Source organism: Streptomyces sp. NPDC051207 (genome assembly GCF_040682395.1).
In the GTDB taxonomy this organism is placed as follows: Bacteria; Actinomycetota; Actinomycetes; order Streptomycetales; family Streptomycetaceae; genus Streptomyces.
Genome location: NZ_JBFBAX010000037.1, coordinates 1 through 25,211 on the forward strand (window position 1 = coordinate 1; position 25,211 = coordinate 25,211).

General features: G+C 69.1%; 29 protein-coding genes and 6 pseudogenes. 16 read left to right on the forward strand and 19 right to left on the reverse strand.

Features of this window, described 5'->3' with window-relative positions; genetic code table 11:
* Positions 1-419 precede the first annotated feature (419 nt).
* A complete protein-coding gene (locus AB0M97_RS26985) occupies positions 420-1,166 on the forward strand; it encodes a PP2C family protein-serine/threonine phosphatase (RefSeq protein WP_365963579.1) in 747 nt (248 codons plus the stop codon).
* 53 nt (positions 1,167-1,219) lie between these two features.
* The gene (locus AB0M97_RS26990) at positions 1,220-1,714 is read left to right on the forward strand and encodes a hypothetical protein (RefSeq protein WP_365963580.1); all 495 of its coding nucleotides are present in this window, start codon (positions 1,220-1,222) and stop codon (positions 1,712-1,714) included.
* A 1,104-nt stretch (positions 1,715-2,818) separates the two neighbouring features.
* Here AB0M97_RS26990 and AB0M97_RS26995 read toward each other — a convergent pair.
* The 5 genes from AB0M97_RS26995 to AB0M97_RS27015 form a co-directional block, all read right to left on the reverse strand.
* Positions 2,819-3,073, reverse strand: a complete 255-nt coding sequence (locus AB0M97_RS26995; protein ID WP_365963581.1) for an EF-hand domain-containing protein — start codon at positions 3,071-3,073, stop codon at positions 2,819-2,821.
* 143 nt (positions 3,074-3,216) lie between these two features.
* Positions 3,217-3,393 (reverse strand): hypothetical protein, encoded by a 177-nt coding sequence (locus AB0M97_RS27000; RefSeq protein ID WP_365963582.1) that lies wholly within the window; start codon positions 3,391-3,393, stop codon positions 3,217-3,219.
* A gap of 396 nt (positions 3,394-3,789) precedes the next feature.
* The gene (locus AB0M97_RS27005) at positions 3,790-4,479 is read right to left on the reverse strand and encodes a class F sortase (protein ID WP_365963583.1); all 690 of its coding nucleotides are present in this window, start codon (positions 4,477-4,479) and stop codon (positions 3,790-3,792) included.
* A gap of 59 nt (positions 4,480-4,538) precedes the next feature.
* Positions 4,539-5,369 (reverse strand): hypothetical protein, encoded by an 831-nt coding sequence (locus tag AB0M97_RS27010; protein WP_365963584.1) that lies wholly within the window; start codon positions 5,367-5,369, stop codon positions 4,539-4,541.
* Positions 5,370-5,423: 54 nt separating this feature from the next.
* The gene (locus AB0M97_RS27015; protein WP_365963585.1) at positions 5,424-5,594 is read right to left on the reverse strand and encodes a hypothetical protein; all 171 of its coding nucleotides are present in this window, start codon (positions 5,592-5,594) and stop codon (positions 5,424-5,426) included.
* Between the two features lie 363 nt (positions 5,595-5,957).
* Here AB0M97_RS27015 and AB0M97_RS27020 point away from each other — a divergent pair, with 363 nt between their 5' ends.
* Positions 5,958-6,146, forward strand: coding sequence for a hypothetical protein (locus tag AB0M97_RS27020; RefSeq protein ID WP_365963586.1), 189 nt, complete (start codon positions 5,958-5,960; stop codon positions 6,144-6,146).
* 192 nt (positions 6,147-6,338) lie between these two features.
* Positions 6,339-6,824 carry a hypothetical protein gene (locus tag AB0M97_RS27025; protein WP_365963587.1) on the forward strand — a complete coding sequence of 162 codons (486 nt, stop codon included), beginning with the start codon at positions 6,339-6,341 and terminating at the stop codon, positions 6,822-6,824.
* 34 nt (positions 6,825-6,858) lie between these two features.
* Here the strand turns inward: AB0M97_RS27025 and AB0M97_RS27030 are convergent, their stop codons facing one another.
* A complete protein-coding gene (locus AB0M97_RS27030) occupies positions 6,859-7,263 on the reverse strand; it encodes a hypothetical protein (protein WP_365963588.1) in 405 nt (134 codons plus the stop codon).
* Here AB0M97_RS27030 and AB0M97_RS27035 point away from each other — a divergent pair.
* Entirely contained in the window at positions 7,253-7,678 is a 426-nt protein-coding gene (locus tag AB0M97_RS27035; protein WP_365963589.1) for a hypothetical protein, read from the forward strand. The genes AB0M97_RS27030 and AB0M97_RS27035 overlap by 11 nt on opposite strands.
* A gap of 221 nt (positions 7,679-7,899) precedes the next feature.
* Positions 7,900-8,259, forward strand: coding sequence for a transposase family protein (locus AB0M97_RS27040; RefSeq protein ID WP_365963625.1), 360 nt, complete (start codon positions 7,900-7,902; stop codon positions 8,257-8,259).
* 385 nt (positions 8,260-8,644) lie between these two features.
* Here the strand turns inward: AB0M97_RS27040 and AB0M97_RS27045 are convergent, their stop codons facing one another.
* From AB0M97_RS27045 to AB0M97_RS27070, 6 genes and pseudogenes are all read right to left on the reverse strand, one after another.
* Positions 8,645-8,971, reverse strand: coding sequence for a WhiB family transcriptional regulator (locus AB0M97_RS27045; RefSeq protein WP_365963626.1), 327 nt, complete (start codon positions 8,969-8,971; stop codon positions 8,645-8,647).
* 354 nt (positions 8,972-9,325) lie between these two features.
* Entirely contained in the window at positions 9,326-9,820 is a 495-nt protein-coding gene (locus AB0M97_RS27050) for a hypothetical protein (protein ID WP_365963590.1), read from the reverse strand.
* A gap of 604 nt (positions 9,821-10,424) precedes the next feature.
* A pseudogene (locus tag AB0M97_RS27055) lies at positions 10,425-10,688 on the reverse strand (IS701 family transposase); the annotation flags it as partial.
* Between the two features lie 35 nt (positions 10,689-10,723).
* A complete protein-coding gene (locus tag AB0M97_RS27060; RefSeq protein ID WP_365963591.1) occupies positions 10,724-11,182 on the reverse strand; it encodes a MarR family winged helix-turn-helix transcriptional regulator in 459 nt (152 codons plus the stop codon).
* A gap of 289 nt (positions 11,183-11,471) precedes the next feature.
* The gene (locus tag AB0M97_RS27065; protein ID WP_365963592.1) at positions 11,472-11,675 is read right to left on the reverse strand and encodes a cold-shock protein; all 204 of its coding nucleotides are present in this window, start codon (positions 11,673-11,675) and stop codon (positions 11,472-11,474) included.
* A 321-nt stretch (positions 11,676-11,996) separates the two neighbouring features.
* Positions 11,997-12,476 carry an ATP-binding protein gene (locus AB0M97_RS27070; RefSeq protein ID WP_365963593.1) on the reverse strand — a complete coding sequence of 160 codons (480 nt, stop codon included), beginning with the start codon at positions 12,474-12,476 and terminating at the stop codon, positions 11,997-11,999.
* A 163-nt stretch (positions 12,477-12,639) separates the two neighbouring features.
* Between AB0M97_RS27070 and AB0M97_RS27075 the strand changes: the two genes are divergently transcribed.
* The 7 genes and pseudogenes from AB0M97_RS27075 to AB0M97_RS27105 all read left to right on the forward strand — a co-directional run.
* Entirely contained in the window at positions 12,640-13,017 is a 378-nt protein-coding gene (locus tag AB0M97_RS27075) for an STAS domain-containing protein (RefSeq protein WP_365963594.1), read from the forward strand.
* Between the two features lie 438 nt (positions 13,018-13,455).
* Positions 13,456-13,719 (forward strand): annotated as a pseudogene (locus AB0M97_RS27080) (hypothetical protein).
* 8 nt (positions 13,720-13,727) lie between these two features.
* Positions 13,728-14,095 (forward strand): annotated as a pseudogene (locus AB0M97_RS27085) (hypothetical protein).
* A 1,207-nt stretch (positions 14,096-15,302) separates the two neighbouring features.
* A complete protein-coding gene (locus AB0M97_RS27090) occupies positions 15,303-15,506 on the forward strand; it encodes a cold-shock protein (RefSeq protein WP_365963595.1) in 204 nt (67 codons plus the stop codon).
* A gap of 346 nt (positions 15,507-15,852) precedes the next feature.
* On the forward strand, positions 15,853-17,349 hold the full coding sequence (locus AB0M97_RS27095; protein WP_365963596.1) for a DEAD/DEAH box helicase: 1,497 nt from the start codon (positions 15,853-15,855) through the stop codon (positions 17,347-17,349).
* A gap of 110 nt (positions 17,350-17,459) precedes the next feature.
* Positions 17,460-17,795, forward strand: coding sequence for a CBS domain-containing protein (locus tag AB0M97_RS27100; protein WP_365963597.1), 336 nt, complete (start codon positions 17,460-17,462; stop codon positions 17,793-17,795).
* An 18-nt stretch (positions 17,796-17,813) separates the two neighbouring features.
* Positions 17,814-17,978: pseudogene (locus AB0M97_RS27105) on the forward strand (SCO5918 family protein); the annotation flags it as partial.
* A gap of 150 nt (positions 17,979-18,128) precedes the next feature.
* Here AB0M97_RS27105 and AB0M97_RS27110 read toward each other — a convergent pair.
* From AB0M97_RS27110 to AB0M97_RS27120, 3 genes and pseudogenes are all read right to left on the reverse strand, one after another.
* Positions 18,129-18,350, reverse strand: a pseudogene (locus AB0M97_RS27110) (hemolysin III family protein); the annotation flags it as partial.
* 10 nt (positions 18,351-18,360) lie between these two features.
* Positions 18,361-18,855, reverse strand: a pseudogene (locus tag AB0M97_RS27115) (conjugal transfer protein TraA); the annotation flags it as partial.
* Between the two features lie 146 nt (positions 18,856-19,001).
* The gene (locus tag AB0M97_RS27120; RefSeq protein WP_365963627.1) at positions 19,002-19,979 is read right to left on the reverse strand and encodes a cytochrome P450; all 978 of its coding nucleotides are present in this window, start codon (positions 19,977-19,979) and stop codon (positions 19,002-19,004) included.
* A 377-nt stretch (positions 19,980-20,356) separates the two neighbouring features.
* Between AB0M97_RS27120 and AB0M97_RS27125 the strand changes: the two genes are divergently transcribed.
* Positions 20,357-20,830 carry a transposase gene (locus tag AB0M97_RS27125; protein WP_365963598.1) on the forward strand — a complete coding sequence of 158 codons (474 nt, stop codon included), beginning with the start codon at positions 20,357-20,359 and terminating at the stop codon, positions 20,828-20,830.
* Here AB0M97_RS27125 and AB0M97_RS27130 read toward each other — a convergent pair.
* The 4 genes from AB0M97_RS27130 to AB0M97_RS27145 all read right to left on the reverse strand — a co-directional run bounded on the left by AB0M97_RS27130 (position 20,752) and on the right by AB0M97_RS27145 (position 23,269).
* Positions 20,752-20,988, reverse strand: coding sequence for a hypothetical protein (locus tag AB0M97_RS27130; RefSeq protein WP_365963599.1), 237 nt, complete (start codon positions 20,986-20,988; stop codon positions 20,752-20,754). The genes AB0M97_RS27125 and AB0M97_RS27130 overlap by 79 nt on opposite strands.
* 105 nt (positions 20,989-21,093) lie before the next feature.
* On the reverse strand, positions 21,094-21,636 hold the full coding sequence (locus AB0M97_RS27135) for a molybdopterin cofactor-binding domain-containing protein (protein ID WP_365963600.1): 543 nt from the start codon (positions 21,634-21,636) through the stop codon (positions 21,094-21,096).
* Positions 21,545-22,354: a molybdopterin cofactor-binding domain-containing protein gene (locus AB0M97_RS27140; RefSeq protein WP_365963601.1), complete on the reverse strand. Its 810-nt coding sequence runs from the start codon at positions 22,352-22,354 to the stop codon at positions 21,545-21,547. Before AB0M97_RS27140 ends, AB0M97_RS27135 begins: the two co-directional genes overlap by 92 nt.
* A 561-nt stretch (positions 22,355-22,915) precedes the next feature.
* Positions 22,916-23,269 carry an abortive infection family protein gene (locus AB0M97_RS27145; RefSeq protein WP_365963602.1) on the reverse strand — a complete coding sequence of 118 codons (354 nt, stop codon included), beginning with the start codon at positions 23,267-23,269 and terminating at the stop codon, positions 22,916-22,918.
* A 51-nt stretch (positions 23,270-23,320) separates the two neighbouring features.
* Here AB0M97_RS27145 and AB0M97_RS27150 point away from each other — a divergent pair, with 51 nt between their 5' ends.
* Positions 23,321-23,656, forward strand: a complete 336-nt coding sequence (locus tag AB0M97_RS27150) for a CATRA system-associated protein (RefSeq protein ID WP_365963603.1) — start codon at positions 23,321-23,323, stop codon at positions 23,654-23,656.
* The gene (locus AB0M97_RS27155; protein WP_365963604.1) at positions 23,649-25,139 is read left to right on the forward strand and encodes a CATRA conflict system CASPASE/TPR repeat-associated protein; all 1,491 of its coding nucleotides are present in this window, start codon (positions 23,649-23,651) and stop codon (positions 25,137-25,139) included. The genes AB0M97_RS27150 and AB0M97_RS27155 overlap by 8 nt, the downstream gene beginning before the upstream one ends.
* Positions 25,140-25,211: the final 72 nt, after the last annotated feature.

Genomic DNA, 25,211 nt, shown 5'->3' on the forward strand with positions numbered 1-25,211 from the left:
TCATCAGGCACAAGATCATCCGACACTCACAGAACCCTGCCGCCCACCAGCCCAACTGCCAAGTCCCTGAGCCGAACTCATTCTGAAATGATCAGTAAGTGAGTCCCAGCGACCCGACCGGCTGCGCGAGTCAGCCGAGGATCACGGACACTGTTCACGAAGAGGCGGCGGATGCCCCGGCTCGGCCGGCTGAGTGAATACGGCACTGATCCACGAGCCGTTGACGAGGGCCGTGAGCATCTCCCGCGAAGGTGGACCATGCTGCCATCCGCCGGTCCCGCCCCCGAGGCTCCCAGGGGCAGGACCAGCCCTCTCACGCATCGCCGGTCGCCCCTGGTTGGGGCGGTCGGCCGACAGCAGACGCGGAGCGTGGCGGCTGCGGCGTGTTCGGTGAGCAGCGGGGAGCGAGGCGAAGCGGTGTGGGGCGTTCCTGCCCTCCCGGACCATCGACACCGGCCAGTCACCTCCAGCACGGTCCTCGAGCCCGCCTTCGAGCACGGCCTCATCGGCCACTTCTGCACGCGGCCGTCCTCGACGCCTTGGGCCCCGACCTGCAGGCGGGCCTGACCTCCTCGGTCGCCCTGGACGCCAGCGGCAACACCCGCCGCCGCGGCGCCGACCTCACCGAAACCGTGCACAACTTCGACCAGGCCCTGGCCGACGCGTTCCCCGACCGGTACGTCACCGCCGTCCTCAGCCACCTCGACCTGATCACCGGACACCTGACCTGGGTCAACTGCGGCCACCCCACCCCTTTGCTCATCCGCGGCACAGAGGTCGTGCACGGAGCCATGGAACGCCCCAGCGAACTGCCCCTGGGCCTACTAGGCGCCCTTCAGCCGGACAACGCGTGCACCATCCACCACAGCCAGCTCGAGCCCGGGGACCGCGTCCTGCTTTACACCGACGGCGTCACCGACGCCCGCTCCCGCATCGGCGAACGCTTCGGTGAAGGAGGCTTCGCCACTTTCTCATCCGCGCCATGGCCGCCGACGAAGCCGCCCCCGAGGCCCTGCGCCGCCTCATGCACACCCTCCTCGCCCACAAATAGCGAGGCCAGCTCAGGGATGACACCACCATCGTCCTGTTCGAATGGCACCCTGCAGCCCCGCCCGGCACCCGGTCCTCCGCGTCTGACGGCGCCTTCGCACACTACTCAGCGGTGACGTGCCGGGTCGCGGCCTTGAGCAGTTGACCGTTCTCCACCATCAGGCGCCGGTTGACGTTGCGCAGGGCCGTCAGATCGGCCTCTGCGCGCTGGCTGGCTGGCAGCCAGCGCAGCGTCCCGCTGCTTGCGCAGTTCCTCCATCTCGGTGTCCCGTGCGGCTGGCAGGCCCATACCGTCGCGGGCACGGGCACCGAGCTCCTGGATGCGCAGTGCACGCAACTGGGCCCGCGCCTCCTCAAGGCTTCGCCCAAGGTCAGCGTTCTGTTCGAGGAGCATGCGGTTCTCGACCTTCAGCGCGGCCTCTTTACGCGCTGTGGCTGCGGCAGCGATTCGCGACCGATCGCTGGCGAGATGAGCCCGTACTGCCTCGGCTTCGGCCTTGAGATCACGGTGGCGCTACAGGGGCCGGCCTGGTGGATCCGCTGCGAGGTGCGGGAGTCGTCCAGGACGAGGACGCCTTCGGCGTCGCTCTTGCCGGCGCGGCACACCTGGACCAGCCGGACGCGGCGTTCGCGCAGCAGGGGCAGGACGAGCCGGTCGACGTAGGAGAGGGAGTCTTCCCATTCGTCGCCGGTGACGGCGTGTACAACTGGAGTGATCCGCGATCAGCCGCTCCTGTGATTGCACCGGTGGCCCGAGAACGTCACGCATACCGTGCAAATGACGCCGGTGGCCGACGCGTTCTCCCGCCCATGACCACCATCACCACCAGCTTTGCCCCTTCTGCCGCACGCCGCTGCTCCTGGGCGTGCTCCAGGTGCGCTCCGCGCAGTCCGGCTTCACCACCGCCGAGCGTGTCACTGGGCGTCGATGCCCCGGCTGCCGACCGTCCGTCCTTAGCAGTGGACGAAGGTGATGCGGGACCACTGCGGCAACCCCTGACGCTGTCGTGCGATTACTGCGCGGCGGCCTCACACGTGGCAATCAGTCACACGTGCCTCACCCACCCCGAAACCCGCCAGCAGACGACTCCACCGTCAACACGCGTACATCTACTACCGCTCCCCCACCCAACGGCGACGCCCGACCGCGCACCACGTCACCGGCTCTTCGCCCCCGGCAACGCCGGGGGCTTCTTGCTGCCTGGAGGACCGACGTGCCGACCTACGAGGCCCTACCCCGCTTCACCACCGACCTGGACCGCCTCACCCCAGAACAGCGCCGCCGCTTCCGCCAGCCCGTGGCGGCCTTTGTCGAGGATCTGCGTACCGGGGCCTTCCGCGTCGGCCTCCGCGTCAGGGTGTCCGGCGCGCGCCCGGCGTCTTCGAAATCATCTGGGACGGGAACGGCCGCGCAACCTGGTCCTACGGGCCGCAGATAATCCCCGGCGAGCAGCACATCGTGTGGCGGCGGATCGGCAGACACGACATCCTCATCGGGCCCTGATCCGCCTAGCGCGGCGTGCGAATTCGCACGCGGGCGTTCGAGTCAATGCGAACGAGGGCGCTTCAAGCGCCTATGTGCGGCGTGGCCGCTCATGCCAGCGGCCCACGACTGGGGAGGTTGGACGACGACGGCGGTGGCCGGGACCTGGCCGACCACGGACGGCACCACCGCGGGCTGTCTCCTGGTCGCCCTCTACACCCCGCTCACCGCCCTCGCCCTCGCGCCCTGCGGTGAGCCATGCGCTACGTGCGCATGCACCTGGGATCAGCTCCAGCCGAACCGGCGGTCGACCACCGCGGTGAACTCCTCGAAGGTGAGGGCAGCGTCGCCGTTCTGGTCGGCGGCGTCGAACAGAGCGGAGGACGCGTCGGCGTCCTGCACCCCCCAAGACGGGAGGACACCTGTGGCGGCCAGCGAGGGTCCTTTTGTCCGCAGGGCGACGATCACCTCCTCGCGGGTCAGGAGTCCGTCGCCGTTCAGGTCGCGGGCCTCGAAGAGTCTGCGGGCCTTGTCGCTCATCACTGGTCCCTGTTGGTGTGTGGTCGGCGGGCAAGTCATCCCGCTCAGGCGGAGGGACGCACACCGAACGGTCCGGGTTCCCGCCCGGCGAAGCCCGGAAGAGGCCGAGGTGAGCTGAGCACCAGGATCCACCTGGCTGACTTCTATGGCCGGTAGATCATTTCGATCAGGCCGGCGGCGATCAGAGTCCATGCTCCGATGATCACCAGCCACAGCGAGTCGGTGAGAGCACCGGCGGTGACCAGCAGCGCAGCGGTCAGAAGCAACGCGTATTCGGCGTGCCGCATGCCCCGGTCGCAGGCGGGGTCGGAGGCTTTCACCCGGTCACCCGGCAGCTCCGTACGGGCCAGTGGGCCAGGGGTGGTTGGGTGCTGTCGGGTACTGTTCGGGGTTGCATGGCGCAAGCCCAGACACGGGGCAGGGCATACGGCAGGGGCGGCGCCGGGAATGGCGGCGGGGTTGTCTATCGTCTTCCAGTGCGAACAATCGTGGTGCCTGTCCGCAGGGCGGAGGGCCTGGGGTGGTGACGCGTCGGTGGCCGCGTCTGCGGCATCCGGCGCAGGTGGTTGTGGCGGGTTTCGCCCTGGCGGCCGCGGCCGGGACCGGTCTGCTGATGCTGCCGGTGGCCAAGGGGCAGTTCCTCCGTGGCCGGCCGCCACCATCCCAAGGGCGTCACGGCGAGCCTGCCAGGGGGAGGGGCCGGTCCTGGCGAGACGTCAGGACCGGCGGGCCCCCGTGAGCGAGGCGTAGACCACGACGTTGTCGGCGTAGCGCCTGCTCTCCTTGGAGAAGGCACCCCCGCACGTGATCAGCCGCAGGCCGGCATGGTCGAGGTTGCGGTAGACATCGACCGTCGGGAAGCGGTCTTTGGGGTACTGGGCGACGTGGTTGACGGTGAACTGGGCCGTGACGCCGTCCTTGCGTTTCACCTTAATCGTTGCCCCGGTCTTCAACTGGGCCAGTTTGAAGAAGACCGAGGGCGTGCCGTTGAAGGTCACGTGGCCCGCGATGATCGCCGGGCCCAGGGTGCCGGGAGCAGGGCCGGGCCGATACCAGCCCGCTTTGGCAGGATCGCGAGGCGTCTCCATCGCCTTGTTCTCGTCCCGGCCGAGCTCCTCCAGCGAGGAGGACACGCCGATGGAGGAGATCGAGACCTGTACGGGAGCGGAGTAGGGCAGAGGTCGAAGGGCCGGGCGTTCGCCCGACTCGCTCTTCGGCGGGGGTGAGGTGCTCAGACTGCCAGGTATATCCGCGCGAACAGACGGGGCACCTGCTTGCCGACTCATACCCATCGCCAGTAGTAGCCCCCCGACAAGGACCAGGGTGAGGGCCCCCACGCTCAAGGCTATGCGCCGTCGTTCCGGGCGCCGCGCGCTGCCGTGCCCGAACCGTCCCGACTCATCCATGGCCCGCGCTCCTTCGATCGCTCTGTGCTGCGTCCCCTGCCCCGCTTTCGCACTCCGTGTCAGTCGCGTCCGCGTACCTGCCCGCGGAGATGCGTGTTGCGCCGTACGGCGAACAGACCACCGGCAGCCAGGAGTGCTGCCGCACCGCCTGCTATGAGGGTGGGAGCCGCCATGCTCTGGGTACTGCCGCTGCCCGTCTCGACGCCGCCGACCGGCATGGAGCCGACCGCTGCTCCCTTGACCATGCCGCAGTTGGCGGGGGCCGTGGCTTCCTGGGGCAGTTTGGGATCCAGTTCGCTCTTGCCCTTGCCGAAGTCGTACTCCTTGTTGTTGTTCGGGTCGATGCCGTGCTGCACCACGTGGAGGTCCTTGATGTGGTCGGCGACCTCCTTCGACACGGTGATCGTGCGTGAGTAAGACAGGGTGCCGTCTGCCTTGGCGGTCGGCATCCGCTCCACGGCCAGGCCGCTCTTCTTGGACGTGTCGCCCCTGGTGGTCAGGGAGATGTTGATGTCCCCATACGCCGGCAGGCCCTCGGCGGTGGTGACGATGCCGTCACCGTCCTTGTCCGCGCTCGCGTCCGGGCAGTGGAAGTCGTGCCCGTCGGTCGAGCCATGGATGTGCTGGGCGTGCGGCTGCCCCGGGACCAGGCCCTCGGCCTCGATCTTCACCGTCAGCTCCCGGCCGTCCATGTCGAGCAGCACCGTGCCCTGCGAGCCGGACTTGTTCAGTGCCTCAAGGTTGATCTGGTACGTCTGATCCGCCTCGGCCGACGCGGCGGCATCGGAACCGTGTCCGTCATGGGCGTGCGCAGGTGTCACCGCGGCCAGCGACAACGCCGCAGGAAGGGCCAGTATGACGGTCATTCGGGCCGTACGCTGGGCTATCACGATCAGGCATCCCCTTTTGGTGGCCCAACTGGCATGCCAGTGAGCCTAGTTTGGTCACTCGTACCTGTGATTCGGAGCGAAGGCGGACGCGGATTGGTGCCCGTCCGAATTCACCAGGTGGTGGTCCTCCAGATCCAGGAGGGTGTCCCGCGTGAGCTTGTCGTGCTGGTTGTCCGGACGGGCCGTATCCGGGGGCTGCTCGGGCTGGTCTGCGGTGCTCGCCACAGGGTGCTCCTGGAGGTGGGGCGGGCTGATCCCGCCGTTCACCTTGTACAGGTGGGGTTTTCGGCTCCCGTGACACCGATCTTGAGAAGCCTGCCGGTCGTGACCGCATCGTGATCAACCGGAGGGGGAGAGTTCTCTCCCGTCAGCGGCCGGACTCTGTCCACAGGGCCGCGGTTCGAGCATTGGGTTCGAGGCCGCCGCGATCAGCGGGGCGGCCCGTCGTTAAGGAGCCGACATGCCCGACACCACGCCGCTCGCCCCGACGACCCCGCACACGGCCATCAGCGCCTTCAACTACCTCCGGGCCGTCCAGGCCGACGACGCCGACGTCGCCCGCGAAAATTCGCCGACGCCGAACCGCGGATGCCCGAGCTTCTTGTCGACGTCGCGACGCGGATCGTCGTCCCGGTCACCGCACTGCCCGGCCCGGAAGCCGGCGAGCCGTGCGAGGACACCTTCGCCCTGGAGGCCCTCGGGCACGTCTTCGTGACCTCGCTGCGGATCTGGGCGCAAGCCGGGCCGGACACGAGGAGTGAGCTGCCGCCAACCTGAATTCGCAGGTCAAAGGGCTGGTGTGCTCGATCCTTGGGGTGCTCGTGCTGGTCGTGGGCGGGAGCCCATCGAGAAGATCGTCTGGCAGGGGTCGGGATTGTCTCCGAAACGGCGTCAGGGGCGGCGCTCTGGCCCGTGCACCTGGGCTGGGGGCGCAGTCCGCTGCTGGCCAGCGCATGACATCCTGGCCCAGTGCTCCTGAACGATCCCGCCAGCAGTGTCGACCTCCGCCCAGTGCGCTATCAGTTCGCCACCGTGCGGGGCGACTCGTACGACGACAACTGGCTGGTCATTGAGGGCACGGTGGCGACTCCTGAGGGGAAGTGGTCCTTCGCCGATCCGTGTTTGCTCACCGATGAGGCCCGCCAGGTGTCCGCGTGGCTGCGCGCGGTGGCCGCAGGGACGGTGGACGTCACCGAACCTGATGCCGAAGGCGAGCTGTCGCCGGACACGTGGTTCATCGAGCCGGTCGTGGCTTTCAGCCTCGCCCATCGAATCGAGGGCGGGACCGCGGTGATCCGCGTTCATCTGTCTCTGGAGGCGGCACCTCCGTGGCAACAGGGCGATGATGGGGCTGACATCTACCAGTACGTCGTGGAGGTCAGGTTGGACGCCGCAGCGCTGCTGCACGCGGCTGACGAGTGGGACCTCTCTCTGGTTTCCCTCCCGCCCCGCTGATCCAGCCACCCGGCACTCCCCGGACAACCGATTCCTACCTGCTGGGGTCGGGTGCCCCTCCACGATCCGGTGCATGCTGGATCCCGAACTGCTGGAACGGATCACCGCGCGGCGCGCGGAACTGGACGGACTCGAAGAGCAGCTGGCCAAACAGCTGGCGGAAGTGCGAGCCGAGCGGGACGAACTCGCAGTCGCCGAGCGCGTCCTTGAACGGATGACCGGGCAGCTCGCCGAGGAACGCGCCTCCGCCGGTCCGGTGCCCGGGCAGGTGGGCGGCCGGGCGGTGATGCTGATCCCGCACCGCCAATCGGGCGTGGAGGAGGACTCGCTGCCGTGGGACTATCAGCGCATCATCGCCGCCGTGCGGCAGGCCGCCGGACCGGTCATTGGCCCGCGAGGTCGGCGAGGTGGTCGGGGTGGACGTCAGCGTGAAGGCCAAGCTGGAACCGCTACGCAGCAAGCTCGTCAGACTCGTCGATCGCGGCTGGCTCCGCAAACTGCCCGACGGCCGGTTCACCACCCGCCTGTCACCAGGAAAGCCACTACTCGGAGCGGACCGGCACGGGCGTAACCGGGGTGCCCCCGGCGGCCATTGGAATTATGTGACGAATACCAAAGAACGCACCGAGGACACCTGTCCGCTTGTCTACCAGTGCCGTCTGCCGCTGTCCACGCGCACCGTCAACCACCTCGCTGACCTGCTGCGACGCCGTCTGAAGGCAATCCGGTCCCGATGGCGAATCCCCCCGCCGGGGAAGATCACAGTGATCGTCCTGGCCGTACTGCGCCACGACCAGCGCCTGGCCGACATGGCCGGCGGCAACGACGCGTCCGAGTCCACCGTCCGCCGCTGACGCGACGAACTGATCGGACTGCTCTCCGCCCAGGCGCCCCGCCTGGACCGTGCTCTGAAGAAGGTCGCCAAGCAGGGCGGGGAGGTAGCCCTGATCGGCGGTACCCTCATCCGCACCAGGCGCCGCACCGGCAAGGCCGACCGGCGAAATTACTCCGGCAAGCACCGCAGCCACGGCCTGCACCTCTTTGCCCTGACCGATGAGAACGGGCGCTGATCTGGATATCCTCTGCCCGGCCCGGCCGCACCCACGACAACACCGCTGCCCGCTACGACCACATCCTGGCACACCTGCAAGCCGCCGGCCTCGGGGCGCTGGCCGACCTTGGCTTCCGCGGCCTGGACAACGACATCCTCGACCCCGTGATCGTCACCGGCTACACCGCCAGCCGCACCCACAAGCTCACCCCGGGTCAGGCGGAAGCCAACCGAGTCCTGGCCGTCGGACGCGCACCTGTCGAGCACGGCTTCGCCCACCTCAAGAACTGGCGGATTCTCACCAAACGTCGCACCAACCCCGCCCGCGCCACCCGACTTCTGCGGGCTCTGCTCGTTCTGACGAACCTCGAAATCAACCGCTGACGGGTGATCTTCTCCGTGGGCTCCCGCCCACGACCAGCACGAGCACCCCGAGGACCGACCACACCAGCCCTTTGACCTGCGAATTCAGGTTGGCGGAGGCTCAGTGAAGCTGTCATCATCCAGGCTTCGTCCCCCAGGTGTTGGCACCGACAGTGGTGGCCCGCTGGTGATCGATGACTTGGGCTTCGAGGTCGTGGTGTGCTTGTTGGCAAGACGGAGATCGGTCTGGGTTCTTTCGGGACGTTCTGACGGCGCATTCCGGCGCATGCTCATCGTCCTGGTCCTGACCCGGGCAGACCCGTTGAGGTCTCACGGCCAGCCGGGGGGACGGCACTGACGTGACCGCCAGCCCTTGGGAGGTCCGTTCGGCCGCGGCAGCCACTCGTCATCCGGTGGCGCCCCGTGCCTGTCCGTCCTCGGCACCGGCGGTCTGTTCGTGCTCTGATCGGGCGGCCTCGAGCAGGCGGCGCCAGGACGTGACCAGCGGACGTCGTCGCAGGAGGGCCCGCCGTTCGCGCTCGGTCATCCCGCCCCAGATTCCGTGCTCGATCCGGTGGTCGAGGGCGTGTGCCAGGCATTCGGTGCGCACCGGGCAGCCGGTGCACATGGCCTTGGCCCTGTTCTGAGCCGCGCCCTCGACGAACAGCTCGTCCGGATCTGCGGTCCGGCAGGCCGCTCTCTCGCCCCAGGTCTCCGGTTCGTCCCCGACCACCCCGATGCCGTCCTCTCCCCGGTCCGGCCCGCCGCCCTCCCCCGACAGGCGCAGTGCCAAAACCGTACGGCAGGCGCGCGGGGCATGAGACATCGTCGCGTGACGGCATCCTTTCGGGTGACGGGGGGGTTGACGACGGGCCGGCACCACGTCCGACTCAGCCGGTGGCCGAGCAACCGGGCGTCGCTGGCAGCGATGCCTCGCCGGTCAGGGCACTGGTGCGCCGCCTGATCGCCGCGAACATTTCGGCGCGGTCTTCCTTGATCGGGTAGTCGATCCGGTCCTAGCGCAGTTGGAGGGCGGCGGTGCGATCCGGTGACTTCAGCAGAACAAGGCCGAGGCTTTCTCCGGGCGTCAGGTCGCGGTGGCCGCAGAGTTCCAGCGGAGACCGTGGTGCGGGTCGGTCAGGGCCTGCACCAGTTCGGCGCGGCGCAGGCCGGTGTCGGAGTCGTGCTCGAGCTGGAGGATCCACCACTCCCCCAGGCGCGCTTCGTGTCCGACGACCTGGGGGACGGCGACGGTGTGGAGGGGGCCGAGGCGGCGGAGCAGTCCGCTGGGAAGCCAGGCGGCGTCGCGCCAGGTGAACTCGTGGGCGATGGGCTGACGTTCGGTGTCCCACTGCTTTTCGTAAGGGGTCCAGGCGTCGCCGGCCAGCCAGCAGGCTTCTCCGCCGTTGCTGTGGATCCGCTGCGCGAGGTTCGTCTCGGCCTTCTGGAAGGCGCGGCGCGAGGGACCGGTGAGCCGGATGCTGGTCGGCTGTCCGAGTCGGCGGAGTTCGATGCCGCGATCAGTACGTGCACGGATCCGGACGCCGTTGAGCCCGTAGATCTTCTCTCGTCCGGTGCGCATCGGTGAGCGGCACGGCATCAGCCCGCTCAGCAGGCTGTCAAGGCTGGCGTTGCTCTCCAGATGGAGCTGGATGCGAGGTGGGCTGTACGTACCGGATGCCGAAGGGGTACTCGAAGAAGTGCCTTTGCACACTGAGGACCCAGGAGAACGCCTCCGATGCGAGGAGGAGTTGGTCGTACTGGGCCGGTGACGGGATGAGCGGTGCGCCGGGCTGCACGGCAGTGACGGCTGCACACGCGGCGGCCCGGTGGGGGCACCGGTGTAGAGGGCATAGGTCCGAGCGCGGCTGCTGATCTGGTTGGCCGGCATGGCTTCAGGCACCTTTCACTCCGCTCCGCTGGCCCGCGAAGCATGAGTAACAGGCACTGGCGTGCGGTGTTGCGGTCGGTGAGACGGGTCGGGTCGAAGCCGAGCTTCTTCACCTCCGCCTCGAACCAATGGGCCGAGGTTCGCGCAGGAGCAGCAGACCGATGCCGCGGCGACACTGTAGCGGCGAGGCGAGGGCATGGCGGCACGCCGCACCGTGTGACCTTTGTGCTGCCTTCGGTTGTGGTGTCGGCCGGATACGCGGGCGGGTTAATACTCCAGCTGTAGATCGTGATCTTCACGTCTGCATTGCGGCTTGTCGCCGGTAATGGCTGCTGCGGGACCGTGCTTGATGGCGGCGTCGCCAGTCGGACCAGCCCAACCTGTGGGCTGCGTCGTGAACCGGTTGGACGACGAGCGTGACGAACAGGCGCTGGATTTCGTTGCAGGAAACCGGGACCAGGTCGGCCGGTCCGGGACGACGGGCGTGTTCGTCGGCGCGGACGACAGCGAGGAAGGCGTGGGCGAGCATGGCGAGGGTGACCCAGCGGGTCCAGGAGGGCGCCAGGCAGCGCCACCCTCGTTCGCCGGTCTGTCTCAGTGGTGCCAAGCACGCCCGCCGGTGTTGTGGATGAATCGCTGCAGCACCTTGAGGGTGGTGAGGTACTCCGTGTCGGAGATGCCCGCGTGCCGCTCCGCCCGCAGCTCGTCCTGGAGAGCCGCGGCCTTGTCGTAAAACGCCCTGCCCTCCCTCGTGATACGGAGGCGTCCCTCGGCATCCTCGGTGATCCAGCCGTGGGCAATGGCCTGGTCGATCTCCGCCTCCATGGCCTCCGGACCTGCGTCGAGGTAGTTCCGGAGCAGGCGGGACACCTCGTCACGGGTTTTGACGGTGTCGGCACGGGCAATCTGCGCGAGAACCCACCACTGCGGCTGGGTAGTGCCGATCCCGGCGAGGGCTTCCCGGGTACGGGTGACGACAGCCTTGTAGGCCGCCCAACTCCAGTAGCCGATCGGCTGCTCGATCAGTTCGGCGTCGCTGTGTGAGTACTCCATGGGTCGACCCCTCCGCCTTCGCATGAGCTGGTTCAAGGAGATCGACCGTAAAAGCTCAACCTCACTTGAGGTCAAATACGCTGACCCATGCCATCTCCGCTCCGGCCGCGACCTCCTGGCCTGGAAGAAGCGGGCGGCGTAGACAGCGGCAAGGACGACGGCCAGGTGCCGGGTGCGGTCCTGGGTCCCGCACAGCGTCTGCCGGAGGGCGCGGCGTATCGGCGCGGCAGGAAAAGGGGAGGCGGCTGCCCGGGCCGGCAGCCGCCTTGACGATCATCGTTTCGCCCGGTCAGCCCCGGACGATGTTCTGCGCCTGCGGCCCTTTCTGGCCCTGCCCGATGTCGAAGGTGACGTGCTCGCCCTCCGTCAGCTCCCGGTAGCCGCCGCCCTGGATCTCGGAGTAGTGCGCGAAGACGTCCGGGCCTCCACCGTCCTGTTCGATGAAGCCGAAGCCCTTTTCGGAGTTGAACCACTTCACGGTGCCGCTGGCCATGCTCTCGATCCTTCGTTCATGCCTGGGAGCAGCCCAGCTCTCCGGGCGTGCTCCAGCTCCTGCAGCAGGAGCCGCAATCGTTGTACCCCGTGCTGTCCCGATTATCCGACGGCAGGCACACCTTCGCCCGAGGCGGGACAGCCACCGCAAGCCACGGTTCTCGAACCGGGGGACCGCGATGCGGCCTGATGGCAGTCGGCGACGTGGCGTGACACCGACGCCGGCCACGTGGACAGCGCAACCGCCGCGAGGGGCCAGGCTGGAGGCGCGCTTCCACAGGCGCTGACACCAATCTCGGAGAACCTGTGGGCCGTGACCGTGTTACAGGGGGCCTCGTCCTGCGATGGCGCCGCCGGGGTCGTCCAGCAGGGCGATGCGGGCGGTGATGCGTTTGCCGACCGGCTCCCGCTGGACCTCGAAGCCCTGAGCGACGGCCATGACGATCTCCAGCCCGTGCTGCCCCACCCGTCCGGCATCCGCGGCCCGGGCCACCGGCAGCACCGGATCGCAGTCCCACACCACCACTTCGACCATGTCACCGGCGATCCGCAGGTCCATCAGCACCGGGCCGGGTGCGTACTTGCGGGCGTTGGTGACCAGCTCGCTGACCACCAGCTGCGTCAGGTCCACGGCGCGCTGTGAGACGGGCAGACCGTGTTCCGCCTGCACCCGGGTGAGGAACCGTGCTGCCAGGTGGCGGGCCTGGGCGATGTCCGTGCCGTCGCCTTCCAGTGCCACGGTGGTCTGTATGGTCTGCTCGCCTGGTGCGGTGCCGTCCTCATTCACAGGAACCGGTTCCATCGCGGCCCGCTTTCACTGTCCCATTCACACCCCCGCGAGTAACCGCGTCCACGCGGATATACGCTCCACACTGCTGCGCAGGCTCCCCACCGGCACAGCAGCATCGCCCGGACGTGCAGGGCAGCACTTCAGGCCGAAGGTCTTGATGTGTAAGTATCACCGAATGGCTGAGGGACGAATGACGGACACCGGGCGAACCGAACAGGTCGGCGGGCTGTCGGTCGTGGCCACCACCACGGACGGCATCCGCGTGCTGACCCTGGCCGGAGAGATCGACCACCACACCGGCGACCAACTGCGTCAGGCACTGGACGTCACCGGCGTCTCCCGGCCCCGCATCGTGATCGACATGCGCCAGGTCACCTTCATGGACTCCAGCGGCATCAACATCCTCATCAACGCCTACCAGGACGTCACCGCAGCCTGCGGCTGGCTACGACTGGCCGCACCCACCGACTCCGTCCTGCGCGTCCTGCAGCTCGTCGGCGTCGACGACATCATCGACTGCCACCCCACCCTCCGCGAAGCCCTCGCCCCCTGACCCGATCACCACCTCCTCACCAGCGCCCAGGTGGCTCACGGGCTGCGGGGAAGACAGCCGGTCATGTCCTGGACGCTGCCCGAGCCAGCACGCACCCTCCGCCGTGAACGCCCCCGGCCCGACGCCGGGAGGGGCGGGCGAGCCCACGTGGGGCCGGTTCCGGGCGGCCCGTCCTGGCCGACGCGGGCCGGGTGATGCTGCCCTCCACATGCGGCACGGAGACGGGCCCTGCATTTTTCGGAGGCCGTGGAAGAGGCAGCCCGGCCTACAGCGGATCTCAATGTGCTGCACCCCGGGCGGGCGGCCGAAGCGAAGGGGGACGGCTTCCGGGCCGGCTTGCCCGTGGACGTCGGCCACGTCATGGAACACGAGGGGACCGGCAGGAATACGGGTACGTACCCGTATCCTGGTCGGCGAGGTGACGGGAGGGGCGGCAGCATGCCGGATGCCAACGTACGAATTCCCGAAGAGGCAAGGACCGGCTGGCCGCCATAGCGGCGGAGGGGGGCCTGTCCCTGCGCGCTTACCTGGCGCGTCTGGCCGAGACGCTGCTCACCCCGCGTGAGCGGGCGGAGCGGGCCGAGCGGGTGCGCGGCGCTGCAGGAGTGGAGCGGTTACGCCCCCACGCCCGCGGAGCAGCACGACCTGGACGCGGAGCTGGACCGGCGTCTGGCACAGGCGACGCGGGCGGCCGACCGGTGAGCGACGCCATGCGTATCGTCCTGGACGAGACGGCGATGGCGGCGGCCGGGAAGGGCAACCTGCTCGCGTCCCGGCTGTCCCACCGCGCTCACACCGAGTCGGACTGGTTCCTGTACGTCCCGGCGTGCGCGCTGGTGGAGGCGGACCGCGCCCGGCCTGAACGGCCAAGCACATCGCGGCGCTGCCCGGCGCCACCGTCCTCGAACTGGACCTCCCCGCCGCCCTGGCGGTGGCCCGCCAGGAGACGTGGGCACAGGCCCACGTCGAGTACGCCGCGCAGCCCACGGCGGACCGGCCCGAAGGTGCCATCGTCGCCACCACCGAGCCGGAACGCTGGCACAGCCGGCCGGTACGGGTGCTGGACCTCAACCCCTGACACCACGGGGCTGCGGGCCGGCGGCCGGCTCTCCCCAGAGTGCGGACGCCGGGTGCGCAGAGCGCGAGTCAGCCGTCCGGAAGGCCGGTGGCAAACCGCGCGCGGGCGAAGTCGCTCCATCCGCTCCGGCATCGGGTCGATGGCCTATGAGGTCCGGTCCCGCGGGCAGGTGCAGCGGGCCAGGAGGGCCTGATCACGACGACGGATAAGGTCAGCTGCTCGACGTCACGGGCGACTGGCGGGCCGCGCGCCCCGCGATCCCTCGCGCTGCGCGTCTTCGTCGTGTGGACGCGAACTTCGACGAAAAACCGGATGGCCCGCCGCGGGCCGGGGGGCCGGAGCCGCTCGCCGATGTTCGTGGCGCGGCCGGGGATGACCGCCTGATGAACGCCCCCCGCGTCCTCCCGCGAGGAGGCCGTGTCGACTGCCGCCAACGGCCTCTACCTGATGCTCTCCCAGCCGCCCGCCGAGGACTGGTCGGCCGCCCCCCGTCCACGACGTCTTCAGCGTCTACGGCCTGTGGCGCGCCGCGCAGGACACCGAAACCACCCTGGGCCTCGATCCCGACCAGACCTGACACCACCGGCCGGAGCGCCACCACTCGAGCGATGTCCCGCCGGAACGGCCTCGCGGTATGGCCATCGTCGGGGGTGATCGTCAAAGGTGGGTCGGTGAGCAACAAGTATCCCATTGTGACGGTACGACAGCGCGGCGCCCGGATGGCGGGCTGAAGTCGAGTGGACTCTGCTGTGGATCGAGAACACCGCCAGCCAGCTGGCTGAGGGCCGGTCGTAGGAGACAGGGCAGCATCTGGTGGAAGGGACCGGTCCGGGGTGACGACGCTGCCGGAGCCGGTCTTCGGGGACATGGCGCGACCGGATCGCGGAAGCGTGGCACGCAAAATATGACGTCGCGCGGGTGGGTGAATATCTGTGCCCGCGGGCGGAGATTTCATCGGAACATGCGGGTAGATTCTCTGCAGCACTGAGCAGGGTGGCGTTCTTCACCGCACACTGGCTGCTGCGGCGTGCTACTGTCGATCTCAGTTGCAGTTGTGGTTCCCGAAACTTCAAGTGCTCTCCGGTCGGCCCTGTGCCGCTGGGAGCGCTTTTGTATTTCCGGTCTTTTCCGGGCGGGGTGATCATCGCGGCGACACGAGGTCGCACGGTGCGGATCCCGTATGCACTGCCCCCAAAGGAGATATGACATGGCTGCTGGTACCGTGAAGTGGTTCAACGCGGAAAAGGGTTTCGGCTTCATCGAGCAGGACGGTGGCGGCGCTGATGTGTTCGCCCACTACTCGAACATCGTCGCCCAGGGCTTCCGCGAGCTGCTGGAGGGCCAGAAGGTGACCTTCGACATCGCGCAGGGCCAGAAGGGCCCGACGGCCGAGAACATCGTTCCCGCCTGACGCTGACTGTCGCTTACTTGCAGCTGGGGCCCGCATCCCTCGGGGTGCGGGCCCCAGCTGCATGCGTTTCCCGCAGCGGTTTTCGCCTGTGGACGACAACCAGGACGTCGTGGGCTCACCACACACGGATCGTCCTTCAGGGGTGCAGACGCGCCCCTTCATAGATACATCGCAGTGGACGCTCCAAATAGTGAGTCCACACCGCGCCCGCTTCATTTCAGCGCCTGCACGGATTTTCTGTCCGTCGGATTCGCTGCCGCGTTCCACCGGCCCATTCTTGCAATTCTCCGTGCGCTCGCTGCTGCGGGAATTCCTTGATATGTGCCGCCATCGAGGAAGGTTCCGCATGAACCGCACACGCACGAACGACCGCTTCACCCGTATCCGTAACGGCAGCTCGGACTCCGGCAGGGGTGGCAGCCGATCCGGTTCGCCGGCCCCGCGCCGGTCCGGCGGACCGAGTCGCTCCGGTGGTCACGGCCGTCGGCCCGCCGCGATCCAGGGGGAGTTCGCCCTCCCCGAGACGATCACCCCCGCGCTTCCCGCCGCCGAGGCGTTCGCCGATCTCGGCATGCCCGGGCAGCTCCTGGCCGAACTCGGCAAACAGGGTGTGACCGCACCGTTCCCGATCCAGGCCGCGACGCTGCCGAACTCCCTCGTCGGCCGCGACGTGCTCGGCCGTGGGCGTACCGGTTCCGGCAAGACCCTCGCCTTCGGGCTGGCGCTGCTGGCTCGTACGGCCGGGCAGCGCGCCGAGCCCCGGCAGCCGCTCGGGCTGATTCTCGTACCAACGCGTGAGCTGGCGCAGCAGGTCACCGACGCCCTCGCCCCGTACGCCCGCTCCGTGAGGCTGCGCCTCGCCACGGTCGTGGGCGGAATGTCGATCGGCAGGCAGGTGAGCGCGCTGCGCGGTGGCGCCGAGGTCGTCGTCGCCACGCCGGGACGCCTCAAGGACCTCATCGACCGTGGCGAGTGCCGGCTGAACCAGGTTTCCATCACTGTCCTCGACGAGGCGGATCAGATGGCCGACATGGGTTTCATGCCGCAGGTCACTGCCCTGCTCGACCAGGTGCGCCCCGAAGGGCAGCGCATGCTGTTCTCCGCCACCCTCGACCGCAATGTCGACCTGCTCGTGCGCCGCTACCTGACCGATCCCGTGGTGCACTCCGTCGACCCCTCGGCCGGCGCGGTCACGACGATGGAGCACCACGTGCTGCACGTCCACGGCGCCGACAAGCACACGGCCACCACCGAGATCGCCGCACGCGACGGCCGCGTGATCATGTTCCTCGACACCAAGCACGCCGTCGACCGCCTCACCGAGCACCTCCTCAACAGTGGGGTACGGGCCGCCGCCTTGCACGGCGGGAAGTCGCAGCCACAGCGCACCCGCACCCTGGCGCAGTTCAAAACCGGGCACGTCAACGTGCTGGTCGCCACCAACGTCGCGGCGCGCGGCATCCACGTCGACAACCTCGACCTGGTCGTCAACGTCGACCCGCCGACCGACCACAAGGACTATCTCCACCGCGGCGGCCGCACGGCCCGTGCCGGCGAGTCCGGCAGCGTCGTCACCCTGGTCACCCCGCATCAGCGGCGCGGTATGACCCGCCTCATGGCAGCGGCCGGCATCGTGCCGCAGACCACTCAGGTCCGCACCGGCGAAGAGGCCCTGCACCGCATCACCGGCGCCCAGGCCCCGACCGGCATTCCGGTCGTCATCACCGCACCGGTGGCCGAACGCGCCAAGAAGCGCGGCGCCACCTCACGCGGCCGACGCCGTCCCGCCCCGGCGACCCGGCGCGCCCTCGCACGCGAATTGACTGCCGGTGCGGCCGCATAGGGCGTGGTCAGGAACCCCGCCTATCTGCGCAGGAGACACCCTTTGACACTGGTCCAGTTGCAGACCCGCTCCGTGAGCGCTCACCCCGTGCACGGACGGTGGCCGACGCCATGGACGCGGTCGGGCCGCAGGTCTGGTACGACATGACCGTCGAGATGGCGTTGTCCGTCATCGCTGCCGCCCGTGCGCAGTATCTGGTCGTCCGCGACGAGGACGCCGGATGCGTGGGCCTGGTCACCCAGGTCCAGCTCACCGCCGTCCGGGACAGCTCCGGATACACCGACCGGATCCGCCTGGGTGCCATCACCGACACCAGCGGGCCGTTCGTCTCACCGTTGGCAACGAGGGCCGAAGCCGAGGACGCGATGTCCTGTGAGCGGCTCGCGCCCGTGCCCGTGGTCGACGAACACGGCAGCGCCGTGGGCGTCCTCGCTCTCTCCCGCTGAACCGCTGCACGGCGGTCGGTCATCACCCGCCAGGACCGCCGCGATTTCAGCGTCAGCGAAGTCCTGAGGGCCATGGCCCGCCTCGGCTTCACCTGCCGCACCCTTACCGAAGCCGCACCCACCCGCACCGAAAGCCCTTTGCAGCGGGCTCCCGCGATGCTCGGCACTCCCCTGTCCGTCTGACCGACGCGACAGAAGTCCGCCGACACCAGAACAGCGGTGAGGGCCCGACCGGCACACCGCCGGTCGGGCCCTCACCGCATGCTGCCTTCCCCGATCGGTGTGCGAGCGGGGTGACAGCACCGTAACGCCGGAGTGGATCCTGCTATTCGGTCAGTAGACGGCGAGGGAGATGGCGATGTAGTGCGCGGTGAAGGCTGCCACGGTCAGAGCGTGGAACACCTTGTGGAAGCCGAACCAGCGGGGCGAGGGGTTGGGGCGTTGGACGGCGTACGCCACCGCTCCCGCGCTGTAGAGGAGACCGTCGGCCACAACCAGGGTGACTACGGCCGCTCCGCCGGTGTGCAGGAAGTCTGGCAGGTAACGCACCGGTGCGCGCCCGGGTGCGGGAGCCCAGCCGGTCCGCGCGACGCACGGCCTGGACCCGGACCCTCAGCGCGTCGGCGGCGAGGGCGGGCTCGCTCGTACGGCGAGGCGGTCCGCTTGCGGGTCAGCGCAGCACGGCCTGGTTCTCGGTGTCGTGGGGGTACAGGGCGTGCAGGTCGGCGGTCATCATGCGGCGGCTGGCCGGACGGGTGTAGCCGTCGATGACCGCCTGCACGATCTGTTCGTCCAGGCCCGTCTGGTGGGGCCGGCCGCGCAGGCTGCGGGAGAGGCGGCGGCGGGTTTCGGCGAGCAGGTGGTGTCGTTCGAACGCGCCGCGCATCACGTAGACCACGGCGTCGACGTCGACGGCGGCCAGCGCTGTGTCGATCACCGGCCGCACCCGCGCCCACACCGCCGCGGCCGCCGCCCGCGCCCGCTCCGCGAGCCGGTCGACGACGTCGGCGCCGTAGGCCTGGATCGTCGAGGCCCGCCACCGTTTGCGCAGTTCGGTCGAAGCCCTTCGAGGTTGCCGGGGGCGGTGGGTGCCTACTCCTGGTGAAGGGAGGGTGCGGCGGTGGCGTTGTTGCATCCAGGCCGGCTGGAGGTCTGGGCCGACGCGGCCGGCGTGCGGGGGCGCATTCGCCGTTTGGTGCGTTTCTCCTACCAGGTGACGGGCAGAGTTCTCGGGCCGCGGATGGGTCCCTTGCGTAGGAACTCCACTTCAGTGGTGGGGATGGCGAGTTGGAGGCGGGGGAAGCGGTCGAGTACGGACCTGATGGCGATCTCGGCTTGCATGCGGGCCATCGCGGCGGCCAGGCAGTAGTGGGGGCCGTGTCCGAAGCTGAGATGGGCCACGTTTTCCCGATCGAAGTCGAGGGTGTCAGGGTCGGGGAAGACGGTGGGGTCGCGGTTGGCGGAGAGGTAGGAGTTGTAGACCACGTCGCCTGCCCGGATCAGGTGGCCGCCGACTTCGACGTCCTCGGTCGCGATGCGGGGGATGCCGACGCCGTTGCGGTGGGGAACGTAGCGGAAGAGCTCTTCCACGGCCCGGGGCAGCAGTTCCGGCTCGCGACGCAGCTGGCTGAGGTGTTCGGGGTGGGTCAGCAGGGCGTACATCATCGAGCCGCTGTTGTTCCGTACGGCATGGCCGCCGCTGACGTAGACCGCCGTGGCCAGGGAGACGGCTTCAGCGTCGGTGATCTCCCCCGCAGCCACGGCGCACGCCAATTCTCCGGCCAGGTCGTCGCCCGGTGCGTCGCGGCGGGTGTCCAGGAGATCGGTGATGCGCCGGCGGGTCACCTCGCGGGCCGCCTTGCTGCGCGCTGTGTCCCCGGTGACGGACAGGGCCTCTTCCGCTGTCGCGGCCCAGTGGCGCCAGTCGCCCTCCTCAGTCCCCAGCAGGGAGCAGATGACCGCGATGGGGAAGGGGCCCAGCAGGTGCTCCATCAGATCGGCCGGTGCTCCGGCCTGGTGCATGCTCTCGAGCAGCTCGGCCGCCGTGTACTCAGCGACCGGGCGCAGCCGTTTCATGGCCTTGGTGGTGAAGGCCCTGGCGACGACCCTGCGCAGGTGGGTGTGGCGGGGCGGGTCGATGTACTGAAGTCCTGCGGTCTGCGAGGCGACGGGCTCGGGAAACATGCTGGTCACGCAGCGGCCCACGACGTGTTCACGGACGAAGCGCGAATCGGAAGTGACGAAACGGACATCCTCGTAGCGAGTCACCAGCCAGGCATGCCCCGACCCGTGCGGCAGCTTGATCCGCGTGACCGGTTCGCCGCTGAGAACCTCGTCCAGGAAGGGATCCGGTGTGAGAGCGGGCAGGTCATCAACCGGCCAGAACCTCACCTGCGGAGCTTGAGCCCCAGTAGTCGAATCGAAGGTCATACCCCCCTCCTTCCCCATGGCGCCTGTGGGCCGGCGACATGTCACTCCCCCGGCCCCGCCATCATCAGGCTTGCCAGGGTCCGTCCTCAAAGATCATCCGGTTGTAGATCATGGTGGCGTGGTACGTCGTCATGAACTCACTGACCGGGAATGAGTTACTCGCTCCGCTGATATCCCGGGCCGTGACGGGGCTGCCTCGCGTGGAGGACCGGCAGGTCATCAACGGGATGGTCTACAAGATCAGCACCGGGATCTCCTGGCGTGATTTCCCGGAACGCTACGGCCGTGGAAGACCGTGTACACCTGCTTCCGCCGCTACGCCCTTGACGGGGTGTTCACCCCAGCCCTGCAGCAGATCCAGGCCCATGCCGAGGCGGCCGGCGACTCGACCGTTCATGGATCGGTCTGCTGTCCCGTTCCATGACGACGGTCCCGGCGAGTGGCAGGCAACGAACACCGCGATATCACTGTGCGGCCGCGGCCGGTTCGCCGGCTGTGCTGGGGTGCCGGTACCCGCACCGGCTGGTCAGCGGTGGGACGGGGCCGGCTCAGGACGGGCCAGTGCGACCCAGACGGTGTCGGGGCGCAGGGGCAGCGTGGTGTAGCGGATGCCGGTGGCGTCGCGCAGGGCGTTGGTGAGTGCGGCGGCGACGGGGTTGAAGGGGAGTTCACTCATCGGTTTCGGGTTCGGGTTGCTGTGCGGGCGGGCGAAATGGATCTCGGTTGCGGGCAGGTCGCCCAGGCGTCCGTCCAGGATTCGCACGTGTCCTGTCGTGGGGTCGACAGGACACGGAACCACCGAGCGCTGATGGCCACCGGCCGGGCTGCCCTCTTCGGGAGGGCAGCCCGGCCGGTGGCCGTGAGGTCGTTACCGGTTGGCCCGGGTGTGTTCGTGGAAGGTGGTGAGCGGGACGACGGTTCGGGCGCCGGGAGCGTGCATCGCGTCGGTGTCCGGCCGGAAGGAGGACGGCTCCGTCTTCGCATGGGCGGCTGCCGCGTCCCTCATCTGCTTGAGCAGGCTGCGGCAGGCGCGGATGACGGCGCGTCCGGTGATGCGGATGCCGGTCGAGGCGAAGCCGCCGCTGTCGTGGTCGAGGAGGTCGGTGTCGGCCGGCCGCAGGTGGATGCGGTCCGGTTCGGTGTGCAGCGTGGTCGCGGCGATGCGGCGCAGGACGGCGGGGGTCTGGCTGCCGAACTCGGGGGCGCCGATGACGAGGTCGTAGTGCCCGTCCGCGCGCAACGCGATGCGGGCGCGGGCGACGTGCCCGTCCATGGGCTCGGTGTGCAGCGCGGTCACGGCCATGCCCTCTCCGGTCAGCTCACCGGGGCGTACCTGTGGGGGGCTGTTGGACAGACGGCGGGCACGGGCCGTGCGCAGCACGTCCAGGCACTGGTCCAGGCCGGTGTCCATGACCGGGTGCCGTCCGCCCACGCCGGGGAACAGCCGTGGGGTCGCCGGGGCGCAGACAGGCTGTGCGACGGACGGTCAGCGGGTCGTTGCCGAGGATGCGGGCGAGTTCGTCGAGGGCGGATGCCATGGTGAACGCGATCCGGCCGGCGCCGTAGCCGCGGAAGGCTCCGGAGGGCACGTTGTGCGTACGGACGCTGTATCCGTCGACGGCGATGTTCGGGCAGCGATAGAGGCTGATGCCCGCTGTGCAGCCTTCTCTCAGGACGCCGGGGCCGTGGTTGCCGTAGGCGCCGGTGTCCGCGACGACGCGGAGCCGTACGGCGGTGAGGGTTCCGTCGCGGCGGGCGCCCAGGGTGACGTGTACGTGAAAGGGGTGGCGGGTGGTGGTGGCGGTGAGTTCTTCGGCCCGAGAGTGCTCTAGTTGCACCGGGCAGCCGGTGCGCAGCGCGGCGAGGGCGGCGAGGTCCTCGGCCAGCAGGTCCTGCCTGCCGCCGAAGGCGCCGCCCAGGCGGGCGGCGGTCACCCGGACGCGTTCGGGCGGCAGCTCGAAGATCTTGCACAGGCGCCGGCGTACCAGGTGGAGGGCTTGTGTGGTGGTGTGCACATGGAGGCGTCCGTCCGCAGTCGTCCAGGCGCGCGACGCGTGGCACTCCAGGGCGGTGTGCTGTTCCCGCTGGGTACGGAAGGTGCCCTCGTAGACGGTGTCCGCCTCCCTCAAGCCGCCATCGAAGTCGCCGGGCGCGCAGATGGATCTCGTCGACCAGGTTGCCTTCGGGATGTACGCGGGGCGCGTGCGGGTGCAGCGCCTCTTCGGGGTCGGTAACGGCTGGCAGCACCTCGTACCTGACGCGGATCAGCCGACAGGCCCGCTCGACGAGGGCAGGAGTGTCCGCGACGACGGCGGCGATGCGCTGCCCGGCGTGGCGCAGGGTCGGCGTGTCCGCGGTGGCCGCGGTGTTGTGAGAGGAGGTGACGGGGGTGGAGCGGCGGCAGGTGGCCAGGGCGTGGTCGACGGAGAGCGGGTCGTACTTCTTGCGCAGCCGGTCCTCGGTGCGCTTGGCGATCGGGGCCAGGTCGGCGAGCGGCTCGCCCTGGGCGCGCTGGCGGACAACGACCCTGATCGCCTCGTCCACCAGATCCCGGAGGGCGACGAAGCGCTCGAGGAGTTCCGTGTTGGGCGCGGCGACGCTGTAGGCGCTGTGGAGCAGGTACTCGGAGCTGACGGTGCAGTCCTCGGCGATGTCGCGCAGGGCCTCGGTGCAGCGGCGGGCGCGGGATGTCATGACAAAACGTTCCGTGTCGGTGTGTTGCGGGTCGGCTTCGGCCCCTTCTGCGGCGATCCTGCTGCGGCCGAGGCCGTTGAGTGCTGCTGCTTTCGCAAGAGAGCGGCGGGGTCGGCAAGCGTGTCCAGTTGTACGGCACGCGCACCTCGCCGCCAACGCAGCACTGACCTGGTGCCCGCTATGAGGTTGCTGGGTGCGCCGGCCTGGCCATGCCCAGTGCCGTATCCGCGGTTGCGTAGCTCTGCCACACCGATCGAGGCGACGCCTTCGAGGATCTTCTTGACGCCATCTGTGCCGTCGGGGCCCGGAGTGACCGACGATGTACCACACCCCTTTACCGAAGGGATCAACTCCCTTACTTTGAAGGCGTTTTGACCGGCGTTTCGCTAGGCTCTTCGCGTATGGACGAGGAGCTGCGGCAGATGGCGTTGGAGGTTCTCGAGGACATTGCGCACTGGTCGCTCAGATCGTCGGGCTGGGAGCGGGTCGGCCGAGGGCTCGCGGACATGGAGCGGACTCTGCGGGCCTCGGACGTCACGGGATTCCGGCGGGCCGTCGCAGATGTCGAAATGGCGGGGCCCCATCGCATCTCGGGAGTGGAGGAGGCGTCTTCCCTGCCGTTCCCCGAGGTGTACCGGGAGCGGGTCAATGAACTGATCCACTGTTTGCACGCGACCCGGGACGAGTGGCCGTCGTCTGAGGCCGCGAACGCGAGCGGGCCGGGTCCGCGTGATTGAGGGCGAGGCCCTTGGGGTGCACGTGTTCGTCGTCACGGGCGGCGAGCACCGCGCGGCCGCGCTCTCCTTCGTCCGGGCCCTGTGGGTCCAGTGCGGCGCGAGACTCGGCATGACGGAGCCGGTGCCAGGGGTGGGTGTGGGTATGGAGCCGCGAGGCGGCTGGGCCGCGCACACGAAAGGGCTGCTTGCGGTCAGGAGCAATACCGGTTCCGGTGTGCGGCAGGCCGTGCTGCGACGGGACCACGACGTCCTCTGCCTCTCGGTCATGCTCGCCCCAGATGCCGCCGAGAACTTGGGGTGGGCGGAGCTGGACGCGCAGTGGTCCGGTGTCGTCCGAGCCGCTGGACCGGGGGCAGCGGCGCCCAACTCCGGAACGTTGGGGGAAGCCCGGCTGTATCTGGCCAGGCTGGTCGACCCTGGCGCCCAGCCCGCTGCCGAGCCGACCGGCGCATTGACGGCGACGGTACGGTCACGCGCGCCTGGCGCACCGGATCGGGTACCGGACGGAGTGGTGACCCCCCAGGAATTCGCCGTCTGGGAACTCTCGCCAACCGCCGATACGCGGATCGTACGTCGCTTGGTCGTCGTGGCCGGGCACGAGCAGGACCCCGAGCTGACGGCCTGGGCATGGACCGACCGGAACCTGAATCTGCCGCCGCTGGCGAAATATCTGCTGAACGCCGCCAAGCTCCGTTACGAACTGCGCGTGTGGCGAGCCGCCGAGGACATCGCCACGCTCCGTGCCGCCACGGACGCCGCGATCAAGGCCTTGTTGGAACGGACCGCTGTACCGGCAGGGCCGAGCCGGCAAACGGAAATCATCAGAGCCAGCCATGCCCTGGTGGCTCTGCAGGCCCGTGAGCGTGGCCTCGTCGACCGTTCGACACTCAGCCGCGAAATGGCCCGGACCGTCGACATCGCCGCTGCCAACCTCGCCCTCTTCGCCGGTGACGAGTCACTCGGCGGGCCGTTCGCCGACGATCGGGCGCTGGCGGACTGGCTGGTCCAGCGCCTCGACGACGAAGCCACGTATATGGAGGCCGCGGTGCGCCGATGCGAACAAGTCGGCTCGCTTGCCGACCAGTTGGTGCAGCGGAGCCGACAGCGTCGCCAGGAGACGGTCAACCTCGGCCTGACCGGCGCGATCGGAGCCATCGTGATGAGTCTCGGCGCCATCCAGGCACTGCAGTACACCGTGCCGCTGCCCGGCCCGGTGAAGCCGGCCGTCGTCACGGCTCTGGGCACACTCGCCCTCCTCGCGTCGCTCGTCGTGCTGCGGGTCGTAGCGCCGGAGCGGCGCTGGTCACTGGTCCTCGTTCGGCTGGGGGCGGGAACGGTCGGCGCGGCCCTGGCATGGATCGGTGTGGCGGCGTTCTGGGGCCGGGGTGCCGGGGCGGGGACGACCTGGGCCGGGGCCGCGGTGGGCGCGGCCTGGGGAGTGCTCGTCTCCTTCGGATCCTTCGGACGCGACAGGGGGCACTGACCGGACCGGACCGGGGGACGTCGGCGGCACGGTCCGCCTGGTCGAGATCATCCTCGGGAGAGGCGGTGTTGC